The 14,753-nt window shown below is 73.5% G+C and carries 12 protein-coding genes; 3 read left to right on the top strand and 9 right to left on the bottom strand.

All coding sequences use genetic code 11. The features are described from left to right. Window positions 1-15: 15 nt before the first annotated feature. The 4 genes from PV343_RS36305 to PV343_RS36290 all read right to left on the bottom strand — a co-directional run bounded on the left by PV343_RS36305 (window position 16) and on the right by PV343_RS36290 (window position 5,788). Window positions 16-1,680, bottom strand: coding sequence for a glycosyltransferase family 2 protein (locus tag PV343_RS36305; RefSeq protein ID WP_319151298.1), 1,665 nt, complete (start codon window positions 1,678-1,680; stop codon window positions 16-18). Next, on the bottom strand, window positions 1,677-3,872 hold the full coding sequence (locus PV343_RS36300) for a CDP-glycerol glycerophosphotransferase family protein (protein WP_319151297.1): 2,196 nt from the start codon (window positions 3,870-3,872) through the stop codon (window positions 1,677-1,679). The genes PV343_RS36305 and PV343_RS36300 overlap by 4 nt, the downstream gene beginning before the upstream one ends. Before the next feature lie 103 nt (window positions 3,873-3,975). Further along, on the bottom strand, window positions 3,976-4,881 hold the full coding sequence (locus tag PV343_RS36295) for an ABC transporter ATP-binding protein (protein ID WP_319151296.1): 906 nt from the start codon (window positions 4,879-4,881) through the stop codon (window positions 3,976-3,978). Continuing rightward, a complete protein-coding gene (locus PV343_RS36290; RefSeq protein ID WP_319151295.1) occupies window positions 4,874-5,788 on the bottom strand; it encodes an ABC transporter permease in 915 nt (304 codons plus the stop codon). Before PV343_RS36290 ends, PV343_RS36295 begins: the two co-directional genes overlap by 8 nt. Before the next feature lie 201 nt (window positions 5,789-5,989). On the opposite strand from PV343_RS36290, the gene PV343_RS36285 reads away from it, so the two are divergent. Beyond that, window positions 5,990-6,616, top strand: coding sequence for a TetR/AcrR family transcriptional regulator (locus PV343_RS36285; RefSeq protein ID WP_319151294.1), 627 nt, complete (start codon window positions 5,990-5,992; stop codon window positions 6,614-6,616). Window positions 6,617-6,647: 31 nt separating this feature from the next. Here the strand turns inward: PV343_RS36285 and galE are convergent, their stop codons facing one another. The 3 genes from galE to PV343_RS36270 all read right to left on the bottom strand — a co-directional run bounded on the left by galE (window position 6,648) and on the right by PV343_RS36270 (window position 10,649). After that, entirely contained in the window at window positions 6,648-7,628 is a 981-nt protein-coding gene (gene galE, locus PV343_RS36280) for a UDP-glucose 4-epimerase GalE (RefSeq protein WP_319151293.1), read from the bottom strand. Between the two features lie 94 nt (window positions 7,629-7,722). Beyond that, a complete protein-coding gene (locus PV343_RS36275; RefSeq protein ID WP_319151292.1) occupies window positions 7,723-9,333 on the bottom strand; it encodes a glycosyltransferase family 2 protein in 1,611 nt (536 codons plus the stop codon). Between the two features lie 44 nt (window positions 9,334-9,377). After that, window positions 9,378-10,649: a glycosyltransferase 87 family protein gene (locus tag PV343_RS36270; protein WP_319151291.1), complete on the bottom strand. Its 1,272-nt coding sequence runs from the start codon at window positions 10,647-10,649 to the stop codon at window positions 9,378-9,380. Window positions 10,650-10,914: 265 nt separating this feature from the next. Here PV343_RS36270 and PV343_RS36265 point away from each other — a divergent pair, with 265 nt between their 5' ends. Beyond that, window positions 10,915-12,531, top strand: coding sequence for a glycosyltransferase family 39 protein (locus PV343_RS36265; protein WP_319151319.1), 1,617 nt, complete (start codon window positions 10,915-10,917; stop codon window positions 12,529-12,531). Here PV343_RS36265 and PV343_RS36260 read toward each other — a convergent pair. After that, window positions 12,479-12,994: a MarR family winged helix-turn-helix transcriptional regulator gene (locus tag PV343_RS36260; protein WP_415923539.1), complete on the bottom strand. Its 516-nt coding sequence runs from the start codon at window positions 12,992-12,994 to the stop codon at window positions 12,479-12,481. The genes PV343_RS36265 and PV343_RS36260 overlap by 53 nt on opposite strands. A gap of 73 nt (window positions 12,995-13,067) precedes the next feature. On the opposite strand from PV343_RS36260, the gene PV343_RS36255 reads away from it, so the two are divergent. Beyond that, window positions 13,068-13,481 (top strand): organic hydroperoxide resistance protein, encoded by a 414-nt coding sequence (locus PV343_RS36255; RefSeq protein WP_317443657.1) that lies wholly within the window; start codon window positions 13,068-13,070, stop codon window positions 13,479-13,481. 59 nt (window positions 13,482-13,540) lie between these two features. On the opposite strand, the gene PV343_RS36250 is transcribed toward PV343_RS36255, so the two are convergent. After that, window positions 13,541-14,753 (bottom strand): CDP-glycerol glycerophosphotransferase family protein (locus PV343_RS36250; protein ID WP_319151290.1); only part of this gene is annotated, 1,213 nt, incomplete at its 5' end.

Here is a 14,753-nt window from a genome sequence, read left to right as displayed (position 1 = left end):
GGAGCGGCCGGGCGCCTACCTCAGTACGCTCGCCACCAGCCGTGCCGCGTTGCGCACCTTCGGCCGGGCCACCTTGCGCACCACCGGGCGGATCACCCGGGCCGTGACCCCCACCGGGCGCCAGCGGATCTGGAGCCGGCCGGGGTTGCGGCCCTCGGGTTCGACGGTGACGTCGTGCGTGGTGGCGCCGGAGCGGTACTCCACGCGCGCGGTGCGGGTCGGGAAGTCCAGCGGGGCCAGCAGCAGGCCCGAGTGGACGAGGCCCTGCTGTTCCAGGCGGAGCAGCGGGTGCCGCACCCCGTCGAAGCCCTGCACGGGGAGGGACGCGGCCGCCAGGTCGAGCCTGACCCGGCCCTCGAAGAGGCCAGGGCGGACCGGGTCGAGCCGGAACGGGACCGTCAGACGGCGCCGGCCGGGGGCCAGCACCAGACTCGCGCGCTGCGGACCGACCGGGAGCCGCAGCCCCGGGTCGTAGGTGCGGATCGCGAGGGTGAGACAGGCCCCGGGGCCCGCGGTGAGTTCGGTGATCTCGTGCCGGAACTGCGCGCTGGGGAACGGCCGGGTCTCCAGCTCCAGGTCGGACAGGGCCAGTTCGCGGCGGGCCCGGTCGGACGCGGGGACGGTGTCGCCCCAGTAGGTGGCACCGGAGGCGTCGGCGGCGACGTGCCGGGGTGCCACGCCGTGCGCCAGGCCGCGCGCCGCGAGCCGGACGTCGGCCAGACGGCCGTCGCGCAGGAGCTGCAGTACCACCCGCTCCGAGCGCGGCAGCCGGGCGAACGCGCCCTCCGCCAGCGTCTCCAGGTACGGGTTCATGATCTCGGCGAACGACGCCAGCCACTCGTCGTCCCGGTAGGGCAGGTCGCCCGCGTACATCCGGAAGTCGTGCTTGAGGAACTTGAAGTCCTTGTCCTCGCGCAGCGCCGTGTGCCCGTTCTCCACCAGGAAGTCGTCGATCAGGCGCTGGACGTGCACCCGGTCGCGGACGTTGGAGATCTTGTGCCGCTGGTTGGAGATGGAGGCGGCGGACTCGGTCGCGAAGGGCTCGATGTACCAGACGTACACCGGGTCGGGAATGATCGTGAACGCCTTCGCCAGGCAGTACGCCTGCGCCGAGAAGAGCTGGTCCTCGTAGTGGATGCCTTCGGGGAAGCGGAGCCGGTGGCGGTCGAGGAAGGCGCGGGCGTACATCTTGCTGGTCGACAGGTGCTCGAACAGCAGCCGCGGGTCGGCCTCGATGCCGTCCAGCGTGCGGCGCTCGGTGACCAGGTGGGGCATCCACGTCGAGCGCCGGCCGTTGTCCACCCGCACCCGGCGTACCGCGCCCATGGTGAAGTCCACCTCGCGCTCTCGGTGCTCGGCCAGCAGCAACTCGACCGCGCGCGGCGGCAGTTCGTCGTCGCTGTCCAGGAACATCAGGTACGGCGCCCGGGCGATCTCGATGGCCCGGTTGCGCGGGGCGCTGCACCCGCCGCTGTTCTCCGGCAGCCGCAGGTAGCGGATGCGGTGGTCCTGCGCGGCCAGTTCGCGGGCGACCCGCGGTGTCTCGTCGGTGGAGTGGTCGTCGCTGATGACGATCTCGATGTCGGCATGCGTCTGGGCGCGCAGGGAGGCGACCGCCCGGGGCAGCCGGGCAGCGTCGTTGTAGACGATGACCGTGACCGTCACGTCGGGGGTCGTCATGCGGTGGCCTCCTCGGGGGTCGGGGCGGGGGTGCGTTCCTCGAGCGGGATCACCGGGGGCAGCGCCTCCTCGGGCTCGCCGAGGAAGACCCGGCGTACCACCCGCTCGGCGGCGCGGCCGTCGTCGAACTCGCAGAACCGGCGCCGGAAGGCCGCCCGCGCCTTGGCGGCGCACTCGTCGCGCCAGGCGCCCGAGGTGAGGATCTCCGTCAGCTCCTCCTGGGTGCGCGCGACCCGGCCCGGTGCCTCGGCCGTCAGGTCGAAGTAGACGCCCCGGGTGGTCCGGTACGTCTCCCAGTCGTCGGCGTAGACGACGATCGGCCGGTCCAGGTTGGCGTAGTCGAACATGATCGACGAGTAGTCCGTGACCAGCGCGTCGGCGGCCAGGCACAACTCCTCGACCGGGTCGTAGGAGGAGACGTCGATGATCCGGCCGGAGCGCCGCAGGTCGGTCAGCGGGGAGGCCGCGCCGCCGTAGAAGTAGTGCGCGCGGACCAGCAGGACGGTGTCCTCGCCGAGCCGGTCGGCGAGGGCGGCCAGGTCGAGGCGGGGGGTGAAGCCGGCCTCGTAGTCGCGGTGGGTGGGGGCGTAGAGCACGGCGGTGCGGCCGGGCGCGATGCCGAGGCGCTCGCGGGCCGCGCGGACGTCGGCCGCCGTGGCGGTGTAGAAGACGTCGTTGCGCGGATAGCCGTGGTCCAGGGACACGTAGCGGGCCGGGTAGGCGCGCTCCCACATGCGGGTGGTGTGGCTGTTGGCGCTGACGCTGTAGTCCCACTTGTCGACGCGGGCCAGCAGGGCGGCGAAGTCCAGGCCCTTGGCGGCGGCCGGGTGGTCCATCTGGTCCAGGCCCATGCGCTTGAGCGGGGTGCCGTGGTGCGTCTGCAGGTGGATCGCGTCGGGGCGCTTGACGACCGCGTTGGGGAAGTTGACGTTGTTCGTCAGGTACTTGGCGGTGGCCAGCGTCTCCCAGTAGCGGCGGGTACCCGGGATCACGTGGTCGGTGCCGGGCGGCAGCAGGGCCGCGTTCTCCTTGTTCACCACCCACACCCGGCGGATGTGCGGGGCGAGTTCGGCGAGCTTGGCGGCGATCGCGGCCGGGTTGCAGGCCACCCCGCGGTCCCAGTAGGCGGCGAAGACGGCCAGGTTCGGGTCGACCGGGCGGGCGAGCGCCCTGCGGTACTGCTGGTCGCGCAGTTTGGCGCCGATCTGGCGCTTGCGGGTTCTTACCGTCTTCCTGGCCGCGCGGCGGGTGCGGTTGGCGGCCTGGAAGGCGCGGTACTTGGTGTAGGCGCCCTCTTCGAGCAGGCCGTGCCGTACGCCTTCGAGGCCGGCCGGCCGCCGGTGGTTCTCGGGGCGCCAGCGGACCGCGGCCAGGGAGGCCCGGCGGAAGAACTCGCGGGCCACCGCGTCGGGCAGCTGCTCACCGGCGAAGGCGCGCACCAGGTCGCGGACCATCAGGTCGTACATGACCGCGCGGGCGGCGCGGCGGTCCCGGGCGAGCGGGAGGAGGGACTCGTAGCGGTCGATGAGCGCGAAGCGGTCCTCGGGGGCGCGCGGCGGCAGGCTCTGGGGGCGCAGCCTGCGGTGTTCGTACGCCACCTGGTTCAGGCAGGCGACCCGCTCGGCGTGCAGCAGGGCCGCGTAGGCGGCGCCCGGCTCGTCGTCGGTGGTGAGCCGTTCCTCGTGGGCCCGCCAGAACGCGGCCCGCAGGACGCGGTTGCCGAGCAGCGGGGTGAGGCGCAGCAGGTCGGAGGCGTCGTCCAGGGCGAGGACGGCGCGTCCGGCGGCGGCCAGGTGACGGCCGTCGCGGGAGGGGGCGGCGGCGGTCTGCCAGGTGGTGGTGACGTGGTCGAGGAGGAGGACGTCGACCGAGTCGTCCAGCTCGGCGGCGCGCTCGGCGATCAGCCGGGTCGCGCCGGCGGGCAGGCCGTCCTTGGCGTGCACGAAGTGCAGCCAGCGGCCGGCGGCCCGCGCGGCCCCCGCCGCACGGGCCGCCGCGTCGGAGGTGCCCTCCGGCAGGGGGACGACGACGGTGTCGGGCGCGTGGCCCTCGGCCGTCTCCCGCGCCCAGTCGCCGACCGCGGCGACGATCACCTCGGCGTCCGGGAGGGGCCGGGTCTCCAGCGCGTCGAGGAGTTCCGTCAGATGCCCCTGGGTGTTCGGCCCGTAGACGATGACGCTCAGTTGGGGCATCGCGGGTGGACTCCTTCGCCTTGTCGTCTGCAGGGGGACCTTTCTTAACATACTGTCACTAGATGGGTGAAAGGGATAACCACGCCTGAGGTAAGAGGAAGCCTCACGAAGGTAGAGGAATATTCGGCGCCGCGGGTTGCGCCGCCGCCTTCTTCGGGGCCGCCTTCTTCGCCGGTCTGGCCGGCTTGTCGCTCTTGTCGCCGGTGAAGGCCTCGTACTCCTTGAGGACGTCCTCGGTCGGCCCGTCCATGCGCAGCTCGCCGCGCTCCAGCCACAGCACCCGCTCGCAGGTGTCGCGGATGGACTTGTTGTTGTGGCTGACGAGGAAGACCGTGCCCGCGTGCCGGCGCAGTTCGCGGATCCGTTCCTCGGAGCGCTTCTGGAAGGAACGGTCGCCGGTCGCGAGGGCCTCGTCGATCAGCAGGACGTCGTGGTCCTTGGCGGCGGCGATGGAGAACCGCAGGCGGGCGGCCATGCCGGAGGAGTACGTGCGCATCGGCAGGGTGATGAAGTCGCCCTTCTCGTTGATCCCGGAGAAGTCGACGATGTCCTGGTAGCGCTCCTTGACCTGCTCCCGGGACATGCCCATGGCGAGGCCGCCGAGGTGCACGTTGCGCTCGCCGGTGAGGTCGTTCATCAGGGCCGCGTTGACGCCGAGCAGCGAGGGCTGGCCGTCGGTGTAGATGTGTCCGTTCTCGACCGGCAGCAGTCCGGCGACCGCCTTGAGCAAGGTCGACTTGCCGGATCCGTTGGTGCCGATGAGGCCGATGGCTTCACCCTTATAGGCGACGAAGGAAACCTTCTTCACCGCGTGCACCCTGCGGACGCCGGCCGCCTTCTCGGCCTGCTTGCGGCGCAGCATGCGGTTGAGGGCGGCGGTGGCGGAGCCGCGGCCCGCGCCGGTGCCGTTGACCCGGTAGACGATGTCGACGCGGTCGGCGACGACGGTGGGGATCTGCTCGGTGGTCCCGCGGTTCTCGGGCGCGTTCGCGAAGGTCTGCTCAGCCACGGCCGTACGTCTCCTCAGCCTTCCAGAAGTAGATGAAACCGCCGACGCCGGCGAGCAGGGCCCAGCCGACGGCCGCCGCCCACACGTGCGGGGGCAGCTGGTGGGCGTGGAAGCTGTCGATCAGCGCGTACCGCATGAGGTCGATGTAGACCGCGGCCGGGTTGGTCTCCAGCAGGATCGTGACGATGTGCGGCAGGTGGTCCTTCGTGGTGAGCTTGTCGATGCTCCACATGACGCCGGAGACGTACATCCAGGTCCGCAGCACGAACGGCATGAGCTGGGCGATGTCCGGGGTCTTGGCGCCCATCCGCGCCATGATCATCGACACGCCCGCGTTGAAGACGAACTGCAGGACCAGCGCGGGGATCGCCAGCAGCCAGGAGGCGGCGACCGGCACGCCGAAGCAGAGCAGGATGACGACCAGGGCGGCCATCGAGAACAGCAGCTGCTGGAGCTGCTGGAGCGCGAAGGAGATCGGCAGGGCGGCGCGCGGGAAGTGCAGGGCGCGCACCAGGCCGAGGTTGCCGGCGATGGCCCGGGTGCCCGCCATGATCGAGCTCTGTGTGAACGTCCAGATGAACACGCCCGTGACCAGGAACGGCACGTAGTCCGGGACGTTGTGCTTGGTGCCGAGCAGCACGCCGAAGATGAAGTAGTAGACCGCCGCGTTCAGCAGCGGGGTCATGACCTGCCACACCTGGCCGAGCTTCGCCTGGCTGTACTGGGCGGTGAGCTTGGCGGTGGCGAACGCGGTGATGAAGTGGCGCCGGGCCCACAGCTGGCGGACGTACGCCGGCAGGGAGGGGCGGGCGCCGCTGACCGTCAGGCCGTGCCGGGCGGCCAGTGCCGCTAGGTCGTCGCCGGCCGGGACCTGGGTCGGGGGCGGTGTGTGGAGGACCTGGCTCACATCCGCTGCTTTCGCTCGGGGGAGGGGGGCGGCCGGGCTGCCTGCCGGGCCGGTGCGGTCCCCGTCCGTCATCCGGCGTTTCCTTACGTTTCTCTTCACGTTCTCTTACGTCGGGACGGGACCGTATCGTCGCAACGTGAGCGTAGAACCAACCGGCGTCGGAACGCAACCGTTTCGTCGTAACGGCCTATGCTGGTCCGTATGACGACGAACGCCGACGAGGCCCCCAAGCGCACGCGCCGCCGGGCACCCGCCGGGGCCGCCGTGCTCCGGGAGGACGTGACCGAGGCCATCCGGGCGGCCGTCTTCGAGGAACTCGCGGCGGTCGGGTACGCGCGGATGTCCATCGAGGGGATCGCCCGGCGGGCGGGCGTCGGCAAGACGGCGGTGTACCGGCGGTGGCGCTCGAAGCTGCACCTGGTGCTCGACGTGGTGTCGGCGATGGCCGTGATGGGGCTGCCGGTGCCGGACACCGGCTCCCTGGAGGGGGACCTGCGGCTGCTGTACGAGGTGACCTCGCGCGCGCTGCGCCACCCCGTCGCCTCCCAGATCATTCCCGACCTGCAGGCGGAGGCGGCCCGCAACCCGGACATCGCGGACGCGATGCAGAAGGCCCTGCGGGACGGGCAGGACAGCGTCGCCAGCAGGATCGTGGCCGCGGCGGAGGAGCGGGGGGAGGTGCGGCCCGGGGTGAACCCGGACCTCGCCCTGGACCTGATCTCCGGCCCCCTGTACTGGCGCTCGGTGGTGATCCGCTCCCCGAAGCTCCCCAAGGGCTACCTGGCGGACCTGGCCAGGGCCACGGCGGGGGCGCTCAAGGCGCTGTGAGCCGGCCCGGAGCTCCCGCCGGGTCCACGACCTAGGACCGGGCCGCCTCCGGGTGCAGCCGCAGCCAGCCCTCCCAGGCCGAGGTGATCATGTCCTGGACGTCGTACTTCGCCCGCCAGCCGAGTTCCGTGGCGATGCGGTCGGCCGAGGCCACGACCCGGGCGGGATCGCCGGGGCGGCGGGGGGTGACCGTCGGGGGGCGGTCGTAGCCGGTGACCGCGTTCATGTGGTCGATCATCTCGCGCACCGACACGCCCTCGCCCCGGCCGATGTTGAGAGTGAGGTCGTGCCCGGGGGCGGAGCGCAGCGCCCGGGCCACGGTCACATGGGCCTCGGCCAGGTCGACCACGTGGATGTAGTCACGGACGCAGGTGCCGTCCGGGGTCGGGTAGTCGTCGCCGAAGATCCGCGGGGACGCGCCCTCGGTGAGCTTCTCGAAGACCATCGGGACGAGATTGAAGACGCCGGTGTCGGCCAGGGCGGGCGTGGCCGAGCCCGCCACGTTGAAGTAGCGCAGCGACGCGGTGGCCAGGCCGGTCGCCCGGCCGGTCGCGCGTACCAGCCACTCGCCGGCCAGCTTGGTCTCGCCGTACGGGGAGAGCGGGACGCAGGGCGTCTCCTCCGTCACCACGTCCACGTCCGGCATGCCGTAGACCGCGGCGGAGGAGGAGAAGACGAAGGCCGCGACCCCGGCCTGGGTCACCGCCTCCAGCAGGACGCGCAGGCCCTCCACGTTCTCCCGGTAGTAGTCCAGCGGCCGGTCGACGGACTCGCCCACCTGCTTCTTCGCCGCCAGGTGGACCACCCCGGTCACCTCGTGCTCGGCCAGGGTGCGCGCCAGTGCCTCGCCGTCCAGGGTCGAGCCCCGCACCAGCGGCACCTCGTCGGGCACCCGCTCGGCGATCCCCGTGGACAGGTCGTCGTAGACCACCGTCCGCTCGCCCGCCTCGGTCATGGCGCGTACGACGTGCGCCCCGATGTATCCGGCGCCGCCGGTGATCAGCCAGGTCATGTGCAGCCGTCCCCTCGTCCGCCGGCCGGTGTCCGGCCGGCGGTTCCGTGTCCCTGTGGCTCTGGGTCCCCGTGTGCCTGTCCGCCTGTGCCGCTCAGTGAAGCAGGCGGCGCAGCCGGCTGCGGGCCACCGAGGCCACTCCGCGCACCCCGGCCGCCACGCGCAGCGCCAGCGCGCCGGAGTGGGTGGCGTACGGCTGGGTCAGCAGTACGCCGTGCCGGGCGCTCGGGACGGCGTGCCGGCGCAGCCGGCCGGCGCCCGCGCGGGCGTGCGCCGTCATGGTCCGGGCCGTGCCGTCCGCGAAACGCAAGGTCAGACGCAGATCCCAGGTGCCCGCGCCGAGCGCGGCGAGATCGACCGGCACCTCGGCCGACCAGAGCTCCGGGCCGCAGGGCGTGAACGTCGCCGTCGCGCGCTGTGCCGTGCGCTCGTGCTCCCGCGACTGCCACCGCACCTCCACCTCACCCGGTCCGGCCTCGGCCACCCGCCCGTACAGCTCGTGCAGCCGCAGGCACAGCCGGGTGTCCCGGGCGCGGGGCCGCAGCTCCGCGTCGACCGCGAACGGCAGCAGGGGGGTGGCGCGGGTCAGCAGCGGGGTGAGCGCGACCTGCGGGAGCTCGGCGGACCACACGGGGGTGCCGCCGGGGGTGCGGGCGTAGGGCGGCAGCAGCCGGGCCGGGCGGGCGGCCAGCTCCCGCAGCCGGGGCAGGTCGAGCGGCTCGGCGGACTCCATGATCACCCGGGCGAGCAGCCGGCCCGGCGCCGAGGGGTTGCGTTCCCAGTCGGCGGCGTCGTAGCGCGCGAGGTACTCCCGGGTGTGCGCCCACCACGCGCTCCGGTACCGCGCGTCGCGCAACGCCAGCTCACGGGCGTACATGCGCACCTCGTGGTCGAGGAACTTGCCCCGCGCGGCCAGCGCCAGCTCCTTCTGCCCGGCGCCCAGCAGGATGTCGTGGACCAGCGCGCACGCCTCGGTGCGCGCCTGCCAGTTCTCGACGCGGTCCCGGTCCAGGGAGAGCGACAGCCGCTCGGCCGACCGGCGCACGTGCCACACGTACACGCGGTCCGGCACGAGCGCGATGCGCGGCGCGGCGGCGAGCACCCGCGCGGTGAAGACGAAGTCCTCGTACAGGAAGCGACCTTCGGGGAAGCGGATGCCGTGCTCGCGCAGGAAGTCGGTGCGGTACAGCTTGTTGACACAGAGCGTGTCGTGGACGAGACGCGGGCGCTGGGAGGGGCGCGCGAGGACCGCGTGGGTCTCGTAGAGCGGCGCCTGCCAGGGCTGTTCGCGTCCCGAGGGCAGTTCCCGGCGCACGCACAGCCCGCTCGCGACCTCGGCGAGCGCCCCCGTCACCGCCGTCAGCAGCGCGTCCACCGCTCCGGGCGGCAGCACGTCGTCACTGTCGAGGAACATCAGGTACGGCATCGTCACCGCGTCGATCCCGGTGTTGCGCGGGCTGCCGCAGCCGCCGCTGTTGACGTCCCGGCGCAGCACCCGCAGCCGGGGCTCCCCGGCGGCGAGCCGGGCCAGGAGTTCGGCGGTGCCGTCCGTCGAGCAGTCGTCGACGGCGACCACCTCACCGACGGCGGCGCCCTGGTCGAGCGCCGAGCGCACGGCGTCGGCCAGGTGCGCGGCGTCGTTGTAACCGATGACGACGACGGCGACCTGGGGCGTCGGGCGGGGGTCTCGTTGGTCTGGCTGCATGGGGTCCACGGGCCGGGAGCGTAGGAATGTTCGGTAATACCCCGTTAAGAGATGCTTAGCACTCGATCAGGAAGACGGTCGGAATCGGGTCGGGGTTCATCCCTGGGCGCGGATCCTTCGGCCGGCGGCCGGGCGGAGCGCCACAGCAGGACCAGGGAGAGCACCGCGGCGGCCGCCAGCAGGGCGTTGCGGGCCACCATCAGCAGACAGCCGGGCCAGGTCCCGGCGACCACGTCCCGGTAGAACACCGGGAACACCACGGAGCTCAGCGCGCTCGCCGCGAGGACCAGCACCGCAACCGGGCGCTGGCTGGTGTGCCGCGAGGTCAGGCATACGGCGGCCAGCCCGATCAGCCAGATCATGTACTGCGGGCTGATGACCCGGCTGGTGACTGTGAACAGCAGCACCCCGGTGAGCGCGGCGTCGTACGGGGTGGCCGGGGTCCAGTGCCGTGCCCGCAGCCGCCACAGCACCAGCAGCCCGAACGCGCACGCCGTGAGCGCGAGGGAGGCGGTGGCCACGGCGTGCACGTACGGGCCGACCAGCTCGATCGCGCCGTACTGGTAGCGGGGCCGGCCGGACCAGCCCGCGTGCCGCGCCAGGCTGAGCGCCGTTCCGCCGAGCGACTCGATCTGCACACCCCGGCCGCCCTGCTGCGAGAGGAAGGCGAGCGGGTCGCGGAACGCCACCGCGAGCAGCGCGCCGCAGGCGCCCCCGGCGGCCGCCGCCCACCGCCACGCCGTCCGGGTGCCCGTCCCCCGGGGCGCGCCCAGGAGCACCAGCGCCGGCCACACCTTCACCAGGGCGCCCAGCGCGCCCAGCACCCCGCCCGCGCGCGGCGAGCGCCCCAGCGCCAGCAGCGAGAGGACGGCGAGCGCCGTCACCTCCACGTCGTACCGGGCGAGCGGGAGGTGCAGCAGCAGCGGCAGGCCGCCGGTCCACACGGCCGCGCCGAGCAGGCTGTGTCCGGGGCGGGTCCCCGCACGGACGAGGGCCACCGCGATCAGCGCGTCCGCGGCCAGCGTCAGCACGACGAACGCCTGGAAGTACGTCAGCCAGGGCAGCAGGCCCGGGGCCAGCAGTACCGGCCCGGCGCCCGGCGGGTACTGCCAGGTGCTGTCGTGCGCCGGGAACGCGCCGTGCGACAGGACGCCGTACCAGTGGAAGTACAGGCGCCACACCTCGCGCGGCACCGCACCCCCGCCCAGCCGGGGCGAGCTGTCGTGCGTGAGCAGCCGGCACATCAGGGCGCGGGTGGCGAGCCATGCGGCGGTGAGGGCGAGGACCGGGCCGGGGGTGACACGGAGGCGGTTCATCACGGCGGAGCCTAATCCGGGCGGATGGTGTATTCATGCCGATACGCCGTCAATGACCCGCAAAGGTTCGCTAATCGCAAAAGATCAAGCCGTGGCGAACGTCAGGTCTCTTGTGGAACCGCAGTCGCGCGGACCGGCCGGAAAGGCAACCGGGGCACCGGCCGGTGGAACGGCGAGCGGGACGGCCGGTGGAGCGGCGGGGGGAACGGCCGGTGGGGCGGGGCGGGGCCGGTGGGCGCTCGCCGTCTGTACACCCGCGGTGGCCATGCTCGCGCTCGGGCTCTGGGGCCTCGACCGCTCCGGGATGTGGCGGGACGAGGCGGTCACCTTCCAGGTCGCGCGCCGCACGGTGCCCCAGATCTGGCGGCTGCTGCACGGCGTGGACGCGGTGCACGGCCTCTACTACCTCCTCCTGCACGCCGTCCTCACCGTGCATCCCGGTGAGGTCGTGCTCAGGCTGCCGTCCGTCTGCGCGGCGGCGCTCACCGCGGGCCTGGTCGCCGCGCTGGGCGCCCGGCTGGTCCGGCCGCGCGCCGGACTGTGGGCCGGACTGCTGTACGCCGTGTCGCCGATGGCCGGCCACTACGCGCAGGAGGGCCGGTCCTACGCCCTGGTCGCGGCCGGCGCCACCGGCGCCACGCTGCTGTGGGTGCGCGCCGTGCGGAAAGGTTCCTGGTGGGCGTACGGCGTGGTCCTCGGCCTCACCTGCTGGCTGCACGAGTTCGCGGTCCTGCTGCTGCTCGCCCACGCGCTGTCGCTGACGCTGGCCCGGGCGGGGGCGCGGGTGTGGCGGGGCTGGGGGTGCGCGGCGGGCGCGGTGTGCGCCGTTCTGGTGCCGATGGTCCTGGTGTCGCGGACCCAGTCGGCGCAGGTGGCCTGGTTGCGGGAGCCGACCTGGGACACCGCGGCCGACCTGCTCCGGTCGTGCCTCGGGCCGACGGACGGGGTGTACGCGGTGTGCCTGGTACTCGCCGCGGTGGGTCTGACCGGGGTGGCGGGGCGCCGGGGGGAGCCCACCTGCGCGGGCGTCGCGCTGCCGCTGCTCGTGGTGCCGCCGGCCGCGCTGATGCTGGCCTCGCAGGTGGCGCCGCTGTACGTCGACCGGTACGTGCTCTACGCCCTGTCGGGTGCGCCGCTGCTGGTCGCGGCGGGCGCGGAGCGGGTGGCGGCGGCGGTGGGCCGCCGGTGGGCAGGCGGTCGCCGCACACCCGTGGCCCTCCCGGGCCGCCCCGCGCCTGTCGTCCTCGCGGCGAGCGCCGGGCCTGCCGCTCTCGCGGGGAGCGCCGGGCCTGTCGGCCTCCCGGACCGCGCGGCCCCCCGCTCCTCGCGTCCGTCCCGCCCGCGCACCCTCGGCCCCGCTCTCGCGGGTGCCGTCGGCGTGCTCCTCGCGCTGACCCACCAGTGGCCGCTGCTGCGCGACGACCGGGACCCCGCCCGCCGCCCCGACGACCTCGCGGCCGTCTCCCGGGCCGCCGGGCGGATGCTGCGGCCCGGGGGTGCCGTGCTCTTCCTGCCCGCGCAGACCCGCAACGTGGCCCTCACCTACCCGGGCGCGTTCCACGGCGCGCGGGACCTGGCCCTGGCCGGACCGGCGCCCGCGTCCGGGACCCTGTACGGCACCGAGGTCGGGGCGGCGGAGCTGCGCCGCCGTACGGACCGGCTGGAGCGGGTGTGGGTGCTGGCCGACCGGGACCTGCTCGCCGGGCGGTGGCGGGTGGGCGACGCCACCGAGCGGGCGAAGCTCGCCGTCCTCGCCCACGACTTCGTGCCGGGCCCGGAACGGGTGCGGGGTGACGTGACGGTACGGCTCTACGTCCGCAGGGCCGCCGTCACGCGCAGCCCGGCGTCTCCGACAGCGCCGCCGCGTCCAGCGCCGAGGTGAGCTGGTCCAGGCGTTCGCGCAGCTCGCCGATCTCGGCCACCTCGAAGCCCGTCGCCGCCGCGATGCGGCGGGGCACCTCCAGGGCGCGCTCGCGCAGCGCCGCTCCTTCCTCCGTCAGGCGCACCCGCACCGACCGCTCGTCCTCGGCGCTGCGCTCACGCCGTACGAGACCGGCCGCTTCCAGCCGCTTGACCAGCGGGGACAGCGTGCCCGAGTCCAGCCGGAGCTGCTCGCCGAGCTTCTTGACCGGCAGGTCGTCCCGCTCCCAGAGCACCAGCATCACCAGGTACTGGGGGTAGGTGAGCCCGAGATCCTTGAGGATCACGCGGTACACGCCGTTGAAGGCGCGGGACGCGGCGTGCAGGGAGAAGCAGATCTGGCGGTCCAGGCGGAGCCAGTCCGTCTCGGGGGCGCTGGGGGTGGGCATGGCGGTCATGGCTCCAGGGTAGCTCGTGCGGACCATTCAGTTGCGCACAACTTAATTGTGTGCTCTACTTGTGCTCACAAGCACCCCACACCCCAGAGGGATGGTCTCCATGGACGCGCTCTACACCGCTGTCGCCACCGCCACCCACGGCCGTGACGGTCGCGCCGTCTCCTCCGACGGCAAGATCGACCTCGAACTGGCCCCGCCGGTGGAGCTGGGCGGCAACGGCCAGGGCACCAACCCCGAGCAGCTCTTCGCCGCCGGCTACGCCGCCTGCTTCGGCAGCGCCCTCGGCCTGGTCGGCCGGCAGGCGAAGGTGGACGTCAGCGACGCGGCCGTGACCGCCGAGGTCGGCATCGGCAAGCAGGGCGAGGGCTTCGGCCTGAAGGTGACGCTGCGCATCGAGCTGCCCGAGACGGTGGACGAGGCGACCGGCCGCAAGCTGGTCGAGACCGCCCACCAGGTCTGCCCCTACTCCAACGCCACCCGCGGCAACATCGAGGTCGACCTCGTCATCGAGTAACACCTCGGTCAGGCCCCGGCCCGCGGCCGGGACCCGGACTCACGGCGACCTGCGCGGCCTCACGTCGGGGCCAGCAGGTCGCCGCCGACGTTCTGGCCGGGGATCCGCACGGCGCCCTCCCCGGCGGCCGGCATCGACTCGCCGAGCAGCAGTGTCCGCACCACCCGCTCGGCGGCCCGGCCGTCGTCGAACTCGCAGAACCGCGCCCGGAACTCCGCCCGCGACCGCGCCGACTCCTCGTCCCGCCACGCGCCGGAGGCGAACAGCCACGCCAGTTCCCGCTGGGAGCGGGAGACATGGCCGGGCGCGTGCGCGGTGATGTCGAGGTAGGCGCCCCGGCTCGCGGCGAACGGGGCCCAGTCGTCCGCGTGGACCACGATCGGCCGGTCCAGGTTGGCGTAGTCGAACATCAGGGCCGAGTAGTCGGTGATCAGCGCGTCGGAGGCGAGCATCACCTCCTCGACGTGCGGCTCGTCCGTCGCGTCCACGACGACCCCGCGCCGGGCCAGCTCGGTCAGGCCGAGACCTCGCGCGGGCCCGGCCGCCAGCGTCGGGTGCAGCCGGACCACCAGCGTGTGCCCCTCGCCGAGGTCCGCCGCGAGCCGGCCCAGGTCGACCCGCTCCACGTAACCGCCCCTGCGGTAGTCCCGGCGGGTCGGCGCGTACAGCACCACCGTGTGGTCCTCCGGGATGCCGTGCCGCAGCCGGAAGGCGTCGCCGGCCCGGTCCCCGGCACCGACCAGCACGTCGTTGCGCGGGCTGCCGGTGCGCGCCGAGGCGAAGTGGCAGGGGTAGGCCCGCTCCCACACCAGCTCCGAGTGCCGGTTGGCGACCAGGCTGAAGTCCCAGCGGTCCGCCCGGCGCAGCATCTGGGGCACGTCGAAGCCGAGCCGGGCGCCGGGCCTGTGCAGCAGGTCGGCGCCCATGTACTTCAGCGGGGTTCCCTGGTGGGTGTGGATGTGCACGCTGCCTGGCCGCTTGACCAGTGAGCCGGGCCAGTTGACGTCGTTGACGAAGAACTTCGCCCGGGCGGTGACCTCCAGACAGCGCCGGGAGCCCACGAGCACGTGCTCCACCCCCGGCGGGAGCTGCGCCGCCGCCTCCTCGTCCCGGACCACCCACACCCCGCGCAGCCGCGGGGCGATCTCCAGCGCCTTGTGGAAGACGGCGGCCGGATCGCCCAGCACGCCCCGGTGCGAGGACGCCGAGTACACCACCAGGTCCGGGTCCAGCGGCCGCCGCGCGTGCAGCCCGGCCCAGCCGCCCCGGGCC

Source organism: Streptomyces sp. WI03-4A, assembly GCF_033792105.1.
Classification (GTDB): domain Bacteria; phylum Actinomycetota; class Actinomycetes; order Streptomycetales; family Streptomycetaceae; genus Streptomyces; species Streptomyces collinus_A.
This window is presented reverse-complemented; position numbering and strand designations above follow the sequence as displayed.

Bases quoted from the DNA above. Each gene is read 5' to 3' on its own strand.
- PV343_RS36255 (WP_317443657.1), top strand. From the start codon at position 13,068: ATGGACGCGCTCTACACCGCTGTCGCCACCGCCACCCACGGCCGTGAC.
- PV343_RS36285 (WP_319151294.1), top strand. From the start codon at position 5,990: ATGACGACGAACGCCGACGAGGCCCCCAAGCGCACGCGCCGCCGGGCA.
- PV343_RS36275 (WP_319151292.1), bottom strand. From the start codon at position 9,333: ATGCAGCCAGACCAACGAGACCCCCGCCCGACGCCCCAGGTCGCCGTC.
- galE (WP_319151293.1), bottom strand. From the start codon at position 7,628: ATGACCTGGCTGATCACCGGCGGCGCCGGATACATCGGGGCGCACGTC.
- PV343_RS36260 (WP_415923539.1), bottom strand. From the start codon at position 12,994: ATGGTCCGCACGAGCTACCCTGGAGCCATGACCGCCATGCCCACCCCC.
- PV343_RS36300 (WP_319151297.1), bottom strand. From the start codon at position 3,872: ATGCCCCAACTGAGCGTCATCGTCTACGGGCCGAACACCCAGGGGCAT.
- PV343_RS36305 (WP_319151298.1), bottom strand. From the start codon at position 1,680: ATGACGACCCCCGACGTGACGGTCACGGTCATCGTCTACAACGACGCT.
- PV343_RS36265 (WP_319151319.1), top strand. From the start codon at position 10,915: ATGCTCGCGCTCGGGCTCTGGGGCCTCGACCGCTCCGGGATGTGGCGG.
- PV343_RS36270 (WP_319151291.1), bottom strand. From the start codon at position 10,649: ATGAACCGCCTCCGTGTCACCCCCGGCCCGGTCCTCGCCCTCACCGCC.